Source organism: Micromonospora sp. NPDC048930 (genome assembly GCF_043197935.1).
Lineage (GTDB): Bacteria > Actinomycetota > Actinomycetes > Mycobacteriales > Micromonosporaceae > Micromonospora.
Window position 1 is genome coordinate 1 of the sequence record NZ_JBICUB010000037.1, and the last position, 12,807, is coordinate 12,807.

17 protein-coding genes and 1 pseudogene are annotated in these 12,807 nt (G+C 65.8%); 10 read left to right on the forward strand and 8 right to left on the reverse strand.

Going from position 1 to position 12,807, the window contains the following annotated elements; genetic code table 11:
* Positions 1 to 295: 295 nt before the first annotated feature.
* From ACGFI9_RS37625 to ACGFI9_RS37640, 4 genes are all read right to left on the reverse strand, one after another.
* Positions 296 to 589, reverse strand: a complete 294-nt coding sequence (locus tag ACGFI9_RS37625; protein WP_393185940.1) for a DUF6510 family protein — start codon at positions 587 to 589, stop codon at positions 296 to 298.
* A 2-nt stretch (positions 590 to 591) separates the two neighbouring features.
* Positions 592 to 1,332: an FAD-binding oxidoreductase gene (locus ACGFI9_RS37630; protein WP_393185941.1), complete on the reverse strand. Its 741-nt coding sequence runs from the start codon at positions 1,330 to 1,332 to the stop codon at positions 592 to 594.
* Positions 1,302 to 1,898 (reverse strand): sulfite oxidase-like oxidoreductase, encoded by a 597-nt coding sequence (locus tag ACGFI9_RS37635; RefSeq protein ID WP_393185969.1) that lies wholly within the window; start codon positions 1,896 to 1,898, stop codon positions 1,302 to 1,304. Before ACGFI9_RS37635 ends, ACGFI9_RS37630 begins: the two co-directional genes overlap by 31 nt.
* Before the next feature lie 385 nt (positions 1,899 to 2,283).
* Positions 2,284 to 2,664 (reverse strand): nuclear transport factor 2 family protein, encoded by a 381-nt coding sequence (locus ACGFI9_RS37640; RefSeq protein ID WP_393185943.1) that lies wholly within the window; start codon positions 2,662 to 2,664, stop codon positions 2,284 to 2,286.
* A gap of 457 nt (positions 2,665 to 3,121) precedes the next feature.
* On the opposite strand from ACGFI9_RS37640, the gene ACGFI9_RS37645 reads away from it, so the two are divergent.
* The 6 genes from ACGFI9_RS37645 (at position 3,122) to ACGFI9_RS37670 (ending at position 7,750) form a co-directional block, all read left to right on the forward strand.
* The gene (locus tag ACGFI9_RS37645; RefSeq protein ID WP_393185945.1) at positions 3,122 to 3,463 is read left to right on the forward strand and encodes a hypothetical protein; all 342 of its coding nucleotides are present in this window, start codon (positions 3,122 to 3,124) and stop codon (positions 3,461 to 3,463) included.
* A 114-nt stretch (positions 3,464 to 3,577) separates the two neighbouring features.
* Positions 3,578 to 4,522: an NADP-dependent oxidoreductase gene (locus ACGFI9_RS37650; RefSeq protein WP_393185947.1), complete on the forward strand. Its 945-nt coding sequence runs from the start codon at positions 3,578 to 3,580 to the stop codon at positions 4,520 to 4,522.
* Positions 4,523 to 4,538: 16 nt separating this feature from the next.
* Positions 4,539 to 4,955, forward strand: a complete 417-nt coding sequence (locus ACGFI9_RS37655; protein ID WP_393185949.1) for a GNAT family N-acetyltransferase — start codon at positions 4,539 to 4,541, stop codon at positions 4,953 to 4,955.
* Between the two features lie 173 nt (positions 4,956 to 5,128).
* Positions 5,129 to 5,383, forward strand: a complete 255-nt coding sequence (locus ACGFI9_RS37660) for a nuclear transport factor 2 family protein (protein WP_393185951.1) — start codon at positions 5,129 to 5,131, stop codon at positions 5,381 to 5,383.
* Positions 5,384 to 5,485: 102 nt separating this feature from the next.
* Positions 5,486 to 6,724 carry an MFS transporter gene (locus ACGFI9_RS37665; RefSeq protein WP_393185953.1) on the forward strand — a complete coding sequence of 413 codons (1,239 nt, stop codon included), beginning with the start codon at positions 5,486 to 5,488 and terminating at the stop codon, positions 6,722 to 6,724.
* A 396-nt stretch (positions 6,725 to 7,120) separates the two neighbouring features.
* Entirely contained in the window at positions 7,121 to 7,750 is a 630-nt protein-coding gene (locus ACGFI9_RS37670) for a TetR/AcrR family transcriptional regulator (RefSeq protein ID WP_393185955.1), read from the forward strand.
* A 12-nt stretch (positions 7,751 to 7,762) separates the two neighbouring features.
* Here the strand turns inward: ACGFI9_RS37670 and ACGFI9_RS37675 are convergent, their stop codons facing one another.
* The gene (locus ACGFI9_RS37675) at positions 7,763 to 8,242 is read right to left on the reverse strand and encodes a hypothetical protein (RefSeq protein WP_393185957.1); all 480 of its coding nucleotides are present in this window, start codon (positions 8,240 to 8,242) and stop codon (positions 7,763 to 7,765) included.
* Between the two features lie 332 nt (positions 8,243 to 8,574).
* On the opposite strand from ACGFI9_RS37675, the gene ACGFI9_RS37680 reads away from it, so the two are divergent.
* The 4 genes from ACGFI9_RS37680 to ACGFI9_RS37695 all read left to right on the forward strand — a co-directional run bounded on the left by ACGFI9_RS37680 (position 8,575) and on the right by ACGFI9_RS37695 (position 10,597).
* Entirely contained in the window at positions 8,575 to 8,988 is a 414-nt protein-coding gene (locus ACGFI9_RS37680) for a hypothetical protein (RefSeq protein WP_393185959.1), read from the forward strand.
* On the forward strand, positions 8,940 to 9,248 hold the full coding sequence (locus ACGFI9_RS37685) for a LamG domain-containing protein (RefSeq protein WP_393185961.1): 309 nt from the start codon (positions 8,940 to 8,942) through the stop codon (positions 9,246 to 9,248). Before ACGFI9_RS37680 ends, ACGFI9_RS37685 begins: the two co-directional genes overlap by 49 nt.
* The gene (locus tag ACGFI9_RS37690; protein ID WP_393185970.1) at positions 9,152 to 9,601 is read left to right on the forward strand and encodes a hypothetical protein; all 450 of its coding nucleotides are present in this window, start codon (positions 9,152 to 9,154) and stop codon (positions 9,599 to 9,601) included. Before ACGFI9_RS37685 ends, ACGFI9_RS37690 begins: the two co-directional genes overlap by 97 nt.
* A 318-nt stretch (positions 9,602 to 9,919) precedes the next feature.
* Positions 9,920 to 10,597, forward strand: a complete 678-nt coding sequence (locus ACGFI9_RS37695; protein WP_393185963.1) for a DUF4396 domain-containing protein — start codon at positions 9,920 to 9,922, stop codon at positions 10,595 to 10,597.
* Here ACGFI9_RS37695 and ACGFI9_RS37700 read toward each other — a convergent pair.
* The 3 genes and pseudogenes from ACGFI9_RS37700 to ACGFI9_RS37710 form a co-directional block, all read right to left on the reverse strand.
* On the reverse strand, positions 10,566 to 10,982 hold the full coding sequence (locus ACGFI9_RS37700; RefSeq protein WP_393185965.1) for an alpha/beta fold hydrolase: 417 nt from the start codon (positions 10,980 to 10,982) through the stop codon (positions 10,566 to 10,568). The genes ACGFI9_RS37695 and ACGFI9_RS37700 overlap by 32 nt on opposite strands.
* Before the next feature lie 627 nt (positions 10,983 to 11,609).
* Complete coding sequence (locus tag ACGFI9_RS37705) at positions 11,610 to 12,077, reverse strand: YkgB family protein (RefSeq protein WP_393185967.1); 468 nt, start codon at positions 12,075 to 12,077, stop codon at positions 11,610 to 11,612.
* A 93-nt stretch (positions 12,078 to 12,170) separates the two neighbouring features.
* A pseudogene (locus tag ACGFI9_RS37710) lies at positions 12,171 to 12,654 on the reverse strand (transposase family protein); the annotation flags it as partial.
* Positions 12,655 to 12,807 lie beyond the last annotated feature (153 nt).

Genomic DNA, 12,807 nt, shown 5'->3' on the forward strand with positions numbered 1-12,807 from the left:
GCACAGCCGACCACTTCCTCGCGTTCGCCGACATCGGCTGCCTGCTCATCTGCTACCGCAGGCTGACCAAGGCCACCAACTGAGACGCGCCCTAAATCTTGCTCGGCCTTGGTCAGCGTGATCATGCCCTCGGTGTTGTCCACCATGTTGTCTCCTGAATCTCGCGTCTGGTCAGCGAGAGTGCCCAGTCAGGTCGGATGAAGTGGCAGGAGGATCCCGCCTGGGACTACTTCCTAACCGACGTCGGAGACGTTGGCATCATCCGGTTCGTTGTGATTGGCCGGATTCTCGGCGTTCAAGCGATCGGCATCGGGAAGCTGACGACGAGCGATCCACGCAGGTCGATCAGGGCCCGGCTGGCCGTGCGTACCAGGCGGATGACGACGACCTCGCAGCCGGGACATCGGGCGACGAGGCCGGGCGCTCGGTTAAACACGCGCATCGCGGCTAGGGGACGGGTCGTCCGGCAGCCGGCGCAGGTGAGCTCGGCAACGGTGAGGTCTGTCCCGATGATCTCGCCGAGCGGTCCGGCGAGGGCGTTACCGTCCACCCAGGGCGAGTCGTCGGCTCCGATGTTGGTGGTCGACATGGTCATCCTCCGGTGGGTCCGAAGCGTTCGGTGCGGATGTTCGCGGGGTCGTGGCCGATGTCGACGAGGAGGTCGGCCACGGTTTCGACAAATCCGGTAGGCCCGCAGACGAACGCCACAGCGTCGGCATCGCGGGGCCAGGCGACGCGGGCGAGTGCGTCCGCGTCCACTCGTCGGGGTGGGACCGGCCAGCCGGGAGGCGCGACCCTGGTGTAGATGTGTGTGACGGCGACGCGACCATCGCCTGCGGCTCGGGCAGCTGCAAGTTCCGCGGTGAACAGCGCCTCGGATGGGGATCGGGTCGAGTAGAGCAGCCTGGTGGGATTCGTGGCCGCGCGTACCATCGACATGAGGGGCGCCACGCCGGATCCGCCACCGATCAGCAACGCTGGACGCGGATCGGCGGGTCGGCGTATGAACCAGCCGCCGAGTGGGCCACGGATCTCAAGTTGGTCACCCGGCTCTGCAACCTCGACGAGGTATGGCGAGACCTCGCCGTTGGTCACCGCCTGGACGGTCACCTCGAGCTGGTCGGGCCCCGGCGCCGACGAGATCGAGTAGCTGCGGTACGCCGTGTAGCCGTCGGAAGCCGTCAACCGCACGTCGACGTGTTGGCCCGGCACGTGACCTGTCCAGCCGTCAACGTCGAGGACCAGGGTCCGCGCCGTCGCAGTCTCCGCCCGGGTGGCGGCGATGGTCGCCGGCTGCCAGGTCAGTCTGCCCGGTACCGCTGCTCGCGCCATGGGTCACCGTAGTTGTGGTAGCCGGCCGTCTCCCAGAACCCGGGCTCGTCGTCGAGACGCAGCTCCAGAGCGCGCAGCCACTTCGCGCTTTTCCAGAAGTACAGGTGAGGAACGAGGAGACGAGCTGGCCCGCCGTGCACCGGAGCCAGCGGCTCGCCGCCAAACTCGTACGCCACCCAGGCCCGGCCATCGATTAGGTCCTCGAGTGGGATGTTTGTGGTGTAGCCGCCGTAGGAGTGGGCGACGACGAACTCGGCCGCAGTCTCGATGTCGCCCAGCAACGTGTCTACGGAGACGCCTCGCCAGCGCGTGCCGAACTTCGACCAGCGCGTGACGCAATGGATGTCAACGGTCGGCTCGTCGCCAGGAAGGGCGGTGAACTCTGCCCATGACCACGTGCGCCGCTCGCCGGTCTCGGTGACGACGGCAAGCTCCCACTCGTCGAGATCGATGCGGGGTGTCGGTCCCGCCGACAGCACCGGGAAGTCGTCAGTGCGGTACTGACCCGGCGGGAGGTCAATGTCGTCGCGTCTGCGGCCGCCGAAGCCGCGTGTGATCACTGCCATGCGCCCCTCCCCAATTGGCCGGGCGGCCGCAATCCCGCTGCCATCCGTGCTTCTACTCGGCCCGTGGATGTCGATGTGGTGCTCACGCATGACGTCATCGTCAGCGAGTGCCCCGGTGATGAGATTCTCCGCGGTGGTAACGCGGTCGCCCCCAACCGGCACAAATTAACTGGACCATCGCGTCCAGATTAAGTGGCATGGCGCCGGTCGGCAAGCCTCGCTGCCCATCGGTGGTCTGCCGCAGCAGCAGCACACCCGGCAGTCGCAGCGGTGTCCGCTTGTTTGGCGGATGCTCCCGCGCCGGAACTCTACGGACTATTTCGTCCGTAAAGTTCCGGCCGGGATAGCCATCCGTCCGGGCTGCAATGTCAGAGATGGTGGCGGGTCAGGCGCCCGGGGCGATCGCGCAGGCGGAGACGCAGACCCAGCTGCCCTCGCGCTTCTGGTACACGTCCGTGTACAGCGCTTCTTGCACCACCCCATCGGCGATCATGGTGTATGTCACCCGGCCGTGGATCAGCGCAACGTCGCCGAGGATGCGGATCTTGATGTCGCGCAGAGTGATGTCTTTGATGGGCCGGGGCTTAGCGATGTATTCGAGGTACTCCTCGCGGTTGCGGGTGACACCCGGCGTCTGCACGATGAAATCTTCAGCAAGGAATTCACTGAAGCGCTTCGCATCGCTGGCCTCGTCCGAGTGGATGTAGTCGAGGTTGAGCTGTTCGAGGATCGCCAGATCTTCGGTGGACTGCTCGGTGTCGTTCATTTCTTACTCCCTCTCCCGTATGGATCGGCGTTCGCCGCGGGTACGTTTTTTCGGTTCTGTATACGCGATGCTGGCAGGCGCGGTTGTTTGGCCAGTTGGTGTCAGATTCGTCGCACCGCTTTGCCGACAACGTCGTGGATGCCGCGGCACCTCTGGACACCGAGCCACGAGTGCCAGCGCGCCGCTGGCGTCATCGCGCGGATGCCGCTCGCGGGGGCAGCGTCCGGTGGATGACGCCCGAGACGATACTCTAGATGGACGATCTGGTCCATCCTTGGTTCTGCCGACCATCGGTAGCATGGAGCATCAAGCGAGCTAGACAGGCCCGGGGGCCCCTTCTCGCGTCTCGTCAGTACGGGACGATATAGTCCTTAGAGGGGAGGTCCTAGGTTGTTCTGAGTTGGTGCCACTGCGAGAGGGCGGCGGCTAGCGTCGTGCCCGATGTCAGGAGAGTTCGATGGACGGTATGCCCTCCAGTACGAAAGTCGTCGATGGTCAGCTGGTCGATGCGGCGGACATGATCGCCGCGCTGACCACCGCGCAGTTCGTGTTCCAGGACGGTGCGACCCAATCGTTCACAGCGGATGGTCGAACCACCTACGTTGAGCGAGGCGTGCCGTCAGCTGGCGAGTGGTCTGTTGCGGGTGACGGGACCTTCGCGTCGTGCTGGCCACCGACGTACCGAGCGACGTACACAGTGCGCTGGATCGTCGAGAACGGAGTGCCTGTCGGCGTCAGCTTCACCGACACCCGCAGCGGAGGCCGCTACGACGGCCGGTACCGGAGCGCGGCGTCGTAGCCGGCGCCACGATGCCAGATCGATCTGCGTGACAAGACCCGCGCTCCGGCGCCGCTAATAGCTGGCGGACCGAAGGTGCGTGCAAGCCGGGACTAGATACTGGGAGGTGGCGGGATGAGAGCGATTGTGGTGACGGACGAGGCCGCGGGGACGGCCGGCATGACGCTGGTGGACCGGCCCGGACCGGACGCGGTGAGGCTCGCCAGCCTTGAGGGCGCGAGCTACGGCGATGTCGTCGTTCAGGTTCATGCGTCGGGATTCACTCGGGATGAGCTGGAGTGGCCGTCGACCTGGGTCGATCGCTTCGGCCGTGACCGGACGCCGTCGATCCCTGGCCACGAGGTGGCCGGAGTGGTCACCGCCCTCAGCTATGGAACGACGGGGCTGTCGGTGGGACAGCGGGTCTTCGGCCTCACGGACTGGACTCGTGACGGCACCCTCGCGGAGTACACAGTCGTCGAGGCGCGCAACCTCGCGCCGCTGCGGGGCGATGTCGACTTCACGGTGGGCGCGGGCATCGCGATGACGGGCCTGACCGCGTGGCAGGGGTTGTTCGATCACGGCCACCTCCGGGCGGGCCAGAGCGTCCTTGTGCACGGCGCGGCCGGTGCGGTCGGCTCGATGGCAACCCAGTTCGCCCGCGAGGCCGGCGCCTACGTCATCGGCACTGGACGCGCTTCCGCCCGTCACGCGGCGCTCGATTTCGGCGCGCACGACTTCCTCGACCTCGAGAACGACGCCTTTGAAGATGTCGGCGGGGTTGATCTGGTCTTCGATGTCCTTGGTGGCGACATCCAGAAGCGGTCCGTGGGTCTGGTCCGCGCTGGAGGAACACTGGTGACCGTCACCGGCCCGGCCGAGGTGCGACCCGCCGAGGGTGTTGCGGTCGACTTCGTTGTGGTCTCCGATCGCGCCCAACTGGGTGAGATCGCTCAGCGCGTGCGGGACGGACGAGTACGGACGAACATCGGCCAGATCGCGGACCTCGACGATGCGGTTGCCGCCTTCAACCCGACCGAGCGGGTCAAGGGAAAGACGATCATCCGCGTTCGTCCGTAAGAACTCAGGAGACACCATGGCGGGTAATCCCAAGGAAATGGTCACGCTGACCAGTCCAGAGCAAGACGTGGCCGACTCGAGCCTGGCAGGAGCCACCGCCCCCGACGCGGAAGACCTCGTTATCACCGACAACAGCGAACTCGGCATCTACGAGGCCACGATAGGGGGCCGGACAGCCGCTGGGCTCGTCTACAACAAGGTCGGGAACCGCGTCGTACTGATGGCGACCTCTGTTCTCCCCGAGTTCCGGGGGAAGGGAGTAGCCGCCAGAGTCGTCGGCGGCGTCCTCGACGAGCTGCGCAGGCAAGGACGAACCGCCACCGCGACGTGCCCGTTCGCCGCAGCTTTCGTCCATTCCCATCCGGAATATGCCGACGTTCTGAACCCGGCATTCCCTGGTTCGCGCCCGGCCGGGCCTGCTGGTGGCCGTTGACCACGCATCTTCACCATCAAACAGAAGGGTCAAGAAAATGCCAGGAAAATGAGCGAAATCAAACAGTCGGCCGCAGACCTGGCGATCCTCGAACAGCTCGACCTCGACTATAACCACGCGGACCAGGCTATCGACGCCAAGCGCTTCAGCGAACTGCTCGCTGAAGACTCGTCGTGCAGACTCCGGGTGCCGCCCGCAACCGCGAGGAGTACCTCGAATACATCGCTAAGCCCCGACCCTTCAAGGATCTCGCACTGCGTGAGTCCAAGGTCCGCATCCTCGGTGATGTTGCTCTGATCCACGGCCGCGCCACGTACACCATGGTTGCGGACGGCGCGGAGCAGGAAGCCCTGTACACGGCCGTGTACCAGAGGCATGAGGGCATCGGGGTCTGTGTATCAGCCTGTGCGATCGCTCCGGGCGCCTGACACCGATCGGGCGAATTTCCTGGTCGCGAGGCATCTGTGTGATCGGGTAAGCGCCATGCGGTAGCCAAAGGGTGGTTCAGGACAACAGAAAGGCGCAACTCGATGCTCAACACGGCACCAGTGACCGACGCGGCCGGCGGGGGAAGAACGCTCCGGCTGGCCTTCATATCTGCGGTGGTCTCCCTAGCGGCCGTGTTTGTGGCGGTGGGCTCAACGATCCCGCTGTTCAACATCTACCGGGCGGAGGATGGGTTCACCAACGGCGGTATCTCGATGACCGTCGTCGCCTACTCCGTCGCCACTCTCGCCACGCTGTTGGTGCTGGGGCGCCTGTCCAGTCATCTGGGCCGGCGCCCCACCTCGATTGCCAGCCTGGTCCTGCTTCTGCTGGGCTGTGTGCTGCTGTTGCGCGTGCACGACGTCGGCATCCTGATCGCTGGTCGGTTCCTGATGGGCCTTGGTGCTGGGCTGGCCAGTAGCAGCCTCACCGCCTACATCGTCGACGCGGCACCGGCCAGACCGGCCTGGTTGACCTCGGTGGCTTCCAGTCAGACGGTCATGCTCGGCCTCGCCGTCGGCGCTGTCGTCTCCGGCGCCCTGGTCCAGTTCGGTCCCTGGCCGCGTGAGCTCACCTTCCTGGTTGTCATCGGCCTTCTGCTCCTGTCTGTTGCTCTCATTGCCGTCAGCCCGGAAACCGTGACTGGGATGCCGGGTGCTCGGCGATCGCTGCGACCTCGGGTCTACGTGCCGGCACGGGTCAGGAGTCTGCTCCCGGTCGCGGCAGCGGTATTCCTGGCCACGTGGGCGGCCGGAGCCTTCTACCAAGCGTTCGTGCCCGCACTGGTCGAAGATCAACTGCACACCAGCAGCCCACTCATCGTCGGACTGGTGTTCGCCGCTTACATGGGTCCCAGCGTCCTCGGCGCTCCCCTCGGCGGCCTGTTCGCACCCGCAACCGCCCAGCGCGTCGGCATGATCGGCTTTTTGACGGGAATGATCGGCATCGTCACAGCGATCGCCACCGGTACGCTCGAGTTGTTCATCGCCGCGACGATCGTCGCAGGCACCTCTCAAGGCATCGCCATCAGCGCTGCCACCCGCGGGCTACTGCACGGCAACACCCTGGCCGACCGGGCACCGACCTTCAGTGTCATCTACCTCCTCAGCTACAGCGGCGCGACGATCCCCGCCCTTATCGCCGGCCAACTCTCCAACACCTTCTCGCTCCCGCAGATTGCCATCGGATACGGCGCACTCGCTCTCGTCGCCACCCTGTTCACCGCCATCGGGGCGCAGAACCCGCGTACCGAGGCGATTGGGCACAGCCGACACACTGAGTAATCAAAATGGTGGACGTGTGGCTCGGTCATGTTCTATTCCTCTCCATGCGGTCCGCATCCCCGCCCCTCGAGTTCCCGTTGCAGCACACCGACTTCCCCGCTCGATAACGAACATTTCGATCGCGCCTACGAGAAGATCATGAGCGAGGTCCCGGGGTCACTGGGCCGGCCTCCAACGGACCCGGAGCCGACGAGATCAACAACAGGCACGGGGGACGCGACGTTACCTGTCGTCAGTCCGTGTCCGCCTGAACGTGTGATGTCACTCGTGGTGTTAACACCAGGTGGACTCCAAGGTCCAGTTCGTCGTGGCGTCAGCGTCGGTCGGGCAGCCTTCCGTTGAGCAGGCGGAGGATGGTAGACCGGCGAACTCATCCAGGCCGGTAGCCTTACGTTCGTGACCCGGTCAGAGAGCCCAGAAGGGGAGTCGAGGCTGACACCTCGCGGCGCGGCGACGAGGCGGCGCATCATCGAGGCCGCGGCCGAGCTCATGTACGTGAAGGGCGTCAGTTCGACCACTCTGGACGAGGTCCGCGCCGCGAGCGGCACGAGCAAATCTCAGCTTTACAACCACTTCGCCGACAAGGAACAGCTGGTCCGCGCCGTGGTTCGGCTCCGCGCGGAAGAGATCATGGAGCGCGAGCGTGCTGCGCTACAACGCCTCAGATCGTTCAATGGTCTGGTTCGATGGAGGGACGCACTCGTCCAGCGCAACGCACTGCAAAAGGGCGCGTACGGCTGCCTCCTCGGCTCGATCGCCGCAGAGGTCTCCGACCAAGACGAGGTCGCTCGTATGGCCCTGGCAGAGACCTTCGTCGAGTGGGAAAACCTTATCGAAGCCGGCCTGCGTCGCATGCGGGATGCCGGGACACTCGCTGCCGACGCCGACCCTCGAAAGCTTGCGATCGGGCTGATGGCAGCGTTGCAAGGGGGATACCTGCTGGCCCAGGCCGCTCATGACGTCACACCAATGGAGATTGCACTCGACATGGCGCTCGATCATGTCAGGACGTTTCTCTCGGCCTAACAAGTGCAGCGCTTACCTGGCCGAATGCGAGCGGACATAGCTCAGCGCCAAGTCGAGCGCGGCCCCCAACGGGGCGATATCCCGGTTTGTTCTCGCCAGCAGCGATCCGCCCTGCAACGCGGCCGTCAAGCCCGTCGCCAGCCTGGCCGGATCTGCGTCGACCGCCAGTTCACCGTTATCCCGCATTCGCTCGATGCCGGCCGCCAACGCCTCCCGTGTGGCGATCGCGGTGGGATGCGCCACTCCCGATCCGTCGCCGTCGCGCGCGCGGCTGGCAATATCGGGCACGGCGGACGTGCCGAGAATCAGTTCCCGGTGCAGGTCGATGATCTCATCGCGCCAGCGCGCCAGGTCTTCGAGTGAATCCAGGCCGCACAGTAGTGACCATCCCAAGGCCAAGACATCGCCGGGCGGTTCAGAGACAGCCCGTAAGCCGGAGCGTCTGCCGCGGTCCATCGATGAACCTTCGCCGTAGTGGTCTATAGAGTCCATCTCCGCTCTCCCTGGCTGGTTCTTCCATGGTGACATGGACTGCACAGTCCAACAAGACGGCACCTCTGGTCGCTTGGCGAGACGAGACGATCGCGATGCTCTGCGAAGTTGTGACGCGTGCTCCGCGCCGCCGCGCGGCACGTCGACCTCCACGTGGCTGGAGGCATCCCATCACCGGTCCGGCGGCCCGGGCCTAGATCGTCCGGCGTCGGCTGGCTTACGACGCCGACCCGATCGCCTTCGTCGCCGGGTGGAGGGCCGACGAGGAGGCTCTCGCCCGCCGCGTCGAGCAGGCGCGCCGGACCCTGACCGAGGTAACCATCCCCGACCAGGTGGTCACCGCTGTCGGCATCTGCCTGGCCACGGGCGCGGTTGGGCACCGCGCCGAGGTGGTGCTCTGCCGGGCCGCCCGGGCGCATGCGGCGCTGCGCGGTGCGGCCGGGCGGCTGCGAGTTCGAGGTCGACCTGACCAACCCGGTTGTGCCCACGGTGACGGGCGACATCTACAAGGGAATTCCTTGGGATGCCCGGCGCAGGGTTGCGGTTCGGTCGGGCAGGCCGGCCGGTTTACGTTCCGCAGTTCTTCTGATGTGACGTTGTTCAAGTGGGGCTGGTCTGATTCGCCGTCGACGCCGGTCAGCGCGGTTGACGGTACCGACACCGCGGACTGGACGCCGTCGTCGGGCGGTGCCATGACGTGTGGACGCATTTGGCGGGGGTGTACGACTCTGCCGCGCACCAGCTGAAGCTCTACGTGAACGGGACGCCGGAGTCGACCGTAAGCGGCTCCATCCCCGCCGCGACCGGGCCTTTGCGGATCGGCGCGTCGGCCGGCTTGTTCTGGTCGGGCTCCCTGGCCGAGCTGCAGGTGTGGAACCGTGTGCTGTCGACCACCGAGGTGGCCGGCCTGTGCGACCCGTTGACGGTCGGAAGGTCGCTGAATGGCACTTCGACGAGGTTGGTCCGGGCCCGGCCTCCGACGCCTCCGGCATGTACCACGACTTGACGTTCTACGGCGAGGCCGTCATCCCGGCCAGCGGCGCGGGCCAGACGGGGACCGGGCTGCGGCTGGACGACGTCGACGACTACGCGGCCCCGGATGACGGCCAGGTGCTCAACACCGATCAGTCCTTCACGGTCTCGGCCTGGGTCCGTCTCTTACCGTCAGGACAACGTGGCGATGAGCCAATTCGGTTCCGGCCGGCCGAGCGCGGCTCGCCGGTGTACAGCTTGAAGCCGACACCGGCCAGGACGACACCGCCGATCATGAGCAGGTGGCTCCCGGCAACCGCCACGGATTGGCGGACCGGATTCCGGGCTCTTGTGATGGCCGGGGGCAGGATAAATCCGGCCTGGTAGAAGTAGATCCGCCGGAGCAGCACGATGCTGACGAACGCCAGCCCAAACCCGTGCCCAATTTGATGTCCCGTTCCTGTACCGACGCGCCGCTCTCGCTGATGCCGGGTATGTCGAACGGGATCCTTCGAGGATAGCCACTCTTGCAACTAGCCGACGTTCATACTGTCATGCTAGGGACTGCAACCCGCGAAGCCATGGCATCCTGCGCGGGCATGGGCGGTCACAGGTTGAAGCGGAAGTCAGCTCGGCCCGTACGTTACCTGCGGCAACCTCGTCTGGCGTGAAGGGAGACGATTATTGCAGCCAGCGTGGCTCGTGATGCTCTCGTGGGCAACGCTCACATTGGGGTTAGCCAGCGCCGCCGTTATCCTTGTCGACTCCTTTATTGGTGGGTATCGTCAGCCTGTTAGGCTAATGGAGTTAGTCTGGCCGGTCACCGCCCTGTACCTCGGCCCAGCAGCCATCATGGCTTACAGAAAGTGGGGTAGGCCCCAGTCTCCCCGGTGGCGGCAGCGATACGGCAACCCGCCTAAGAAGCCGCGACTGGCTGCTGTAGTATTCGGGCTCTATCACTGTCTTTCCCACTGCGCCCTAGGTGCCATCATTGCTACGCTGATTATCTTCAACCTTGGCATTGATTCGGCCATCGAACCCTTGCGACCCTTGTACATCGGCGACTATCTAGGTGCGGTGGCCGTAGGCGTTGCATTCCGCTACGCCACCGAGGCTCATACAGGTGGCCGAAGAGTGTGGGCGGCAATAAGGGCCGTTGTCAGAGAGGACTTGCTGACCGTGTCGACGGTCGAGCTCGCTCTATTTATTTGGATCGCACTACTGGAACACTTTGTTTTCGGAGAGACCCTGCGGCCTAGCAATCCGGTGTTTTGGTTCATTCACCAGATCGGGTTGATCATCGGCTTCTTCGCCGCTTGGCCGGTAACCTCGTGGCTGATCCATCGCGGCATCAGAGTGGAAGCGCCGGGCACACTTCCATAGAAGGGTCACCGGGCGACCGTCCGTCGCGCTTACCCCTTTGCGGATCCACGCGTCCGACCGTATCGACCAAATGAGCGGGCCGAGCGGCGGGTTCAGCAGGGACTCGGAGGATGACCGGCTGCGGAAGGAGCGCGTCGAGACTCGGACCGGTGCTGATCAGTGAGAGCGACGCCACCAGGTCGGGGCGCTGTTCGGCCAGCGCGGTGCCGTAGCCGCCGCTGGAATGCCCGGCCACGGCCACGCGACGAAGGCCGAGGTCGTCCAGGACCGCCGCCACCCGGTTCGCCTGGGCGGGCACGTCGTACGACGGCGCGGGCGAGGACTGACCGCAGCCCGGGAGGTCGATGCGAATGACGTGATGGTGGCCGGCCAGTGCCGGGACCATGAGGCCCCCCAGGAGGCACCCGCGGCCCCCGATCCGTGGCTGAGCAGCAGCGGGCGTCGCCTGCCGCGGGCTGTCGTGGACGGTGTCTGGTGCCCCCTCTGTGCCCCACATTGCCTGGCGACGCTAGGCCCGGGCAGCACGTCCCGACGATGTCGGACTGCTCCGCTAGCCTCCCAGGGGCGATTAACACCGGGGCATCCAACACCGCAATAGAGCGGCCTCCCTGGTCTGCGTGGGGGTCGGTTCGGGCACCAAACCGGACCTAACCAGCGTCCAGGCTTCGTCGAGGGGCAACGGTGGGCCTGCCAGCGTTGATCGCGCGCAACCCGAGGGGTCGGGCGACGAGCGAGTCATCCGCCGCTCGACCCCTCGCTTGTAGGCTCTGTGCGGCTCGTCCGTCGTCGTCTGCACGTGTCCGCACCTCGGGCTATCGTCCGTACCCTTTCGCCGGCGGCCATCCTCGTCTGGCCGTTCCTGCTCGGCGCCCACCCTGCCCGCCGCTACGGGCCGTGGCGGGTGAGTGTGCTGACACAGTCGACCGGCAGCCATGCTGCTGCCTTCTCGGCGCCTTGCGTCGGACCAGGCGCTGTCAGTGTCCTCCGTCCAGCGCTCCGACGCCTGGCGGGATTATTGGTGGCGGGCGGCGCGCAACGACTCGGCAGCTGTCACCACGGCGGCACCGAGGAGCACTGTGTCCTTCAACAGGAACTGTCCCAGCAGGGAAAGACCCAACAGCCCCTGCCCTTCCTGCCGAGCCTCGGGCGTCGTGGCCAGGAAGCTGAGCGTGGTGAGGAACATCCCGACCGCCCCGAAGCTACCGATCGCCGACGCTTTGGGCGCCACCGGCTTCGCGGCGATCAGAGAGCCGACGGTGATCTCCGTGACCCCGATGAGTCGGTTGAGCTTTTGTGCGCCCAGCTTCTCGCGGAACCGCGAGAACAGCGGACTCGAGGTGACCAGGGGCTCGTCATTTTCGACCTCGTACTGCCGAAACTTGAGCGCACCGATCCACAAGATGTTCGTCGCCAGTGCGCAGCGCAGGACCGAGAATCCTACGGAAGCGAGGTCATCGGCCGAGGCGTGTTGTGTGCCCATCGCTCGCTCCTAGTCGCTGTGTCGACGGTCGGCGTGCTGGGGACCATTACCCGCTTGGACCCGCTACACGCACCGAGGGTGCGCGCTCATCACCACGCTGACGTCCCCTCGGCCCGGGGCCGGCTGCGGGTCGCCGACGGCGATGACCAGGCGGGTGCTCGCGTCGATAGCGACCTGCAGGTTCGTCGAGTACCGGTAGTTCTTGCTCGCGCCGCGAGGCGGTGGTCGCGGGTCGGGATGAGGGTGCCGTCGACAAGGGCGATCTGGTCGACCGGCCGGCGCCGCATCGGGGCGAGGGCGAGCAGGGGTCCGAGGGTATCGATGACCCGGCGGCCGTGGAGTGCGACACTCCGAACAGCGGGCCGATCTGGCGCATGGTCAGGGTGGTGCGCCAGTACGCGGCGACCAGCTGCACCCGATCCGGCAGGTCGAGGGCCCACTGGCGTCCCGGCCGGCCGTCGGCGATGGTGTCCCCGCCGGGTTCGGCGACCAGCCGAACCAGCCGGCGGAACTGGGCGGGTTGCGACCCGGTGAACGGGAGGATCCAATCGGCCCGGGCTGCGGAGATCACCTGCACTCACGCCTCATCGAAGGGCGTCCTCACCGGACAGACGCCGGGTTACGAGACGTCTCTTAGGGGGTGTCTCAGATGGACGATGCGGTAGCTGCGGCATGATCTTCGTTTCGTGACAGCGATGCTCGATGACATGGTGCGCACGTGGGCGCCGGA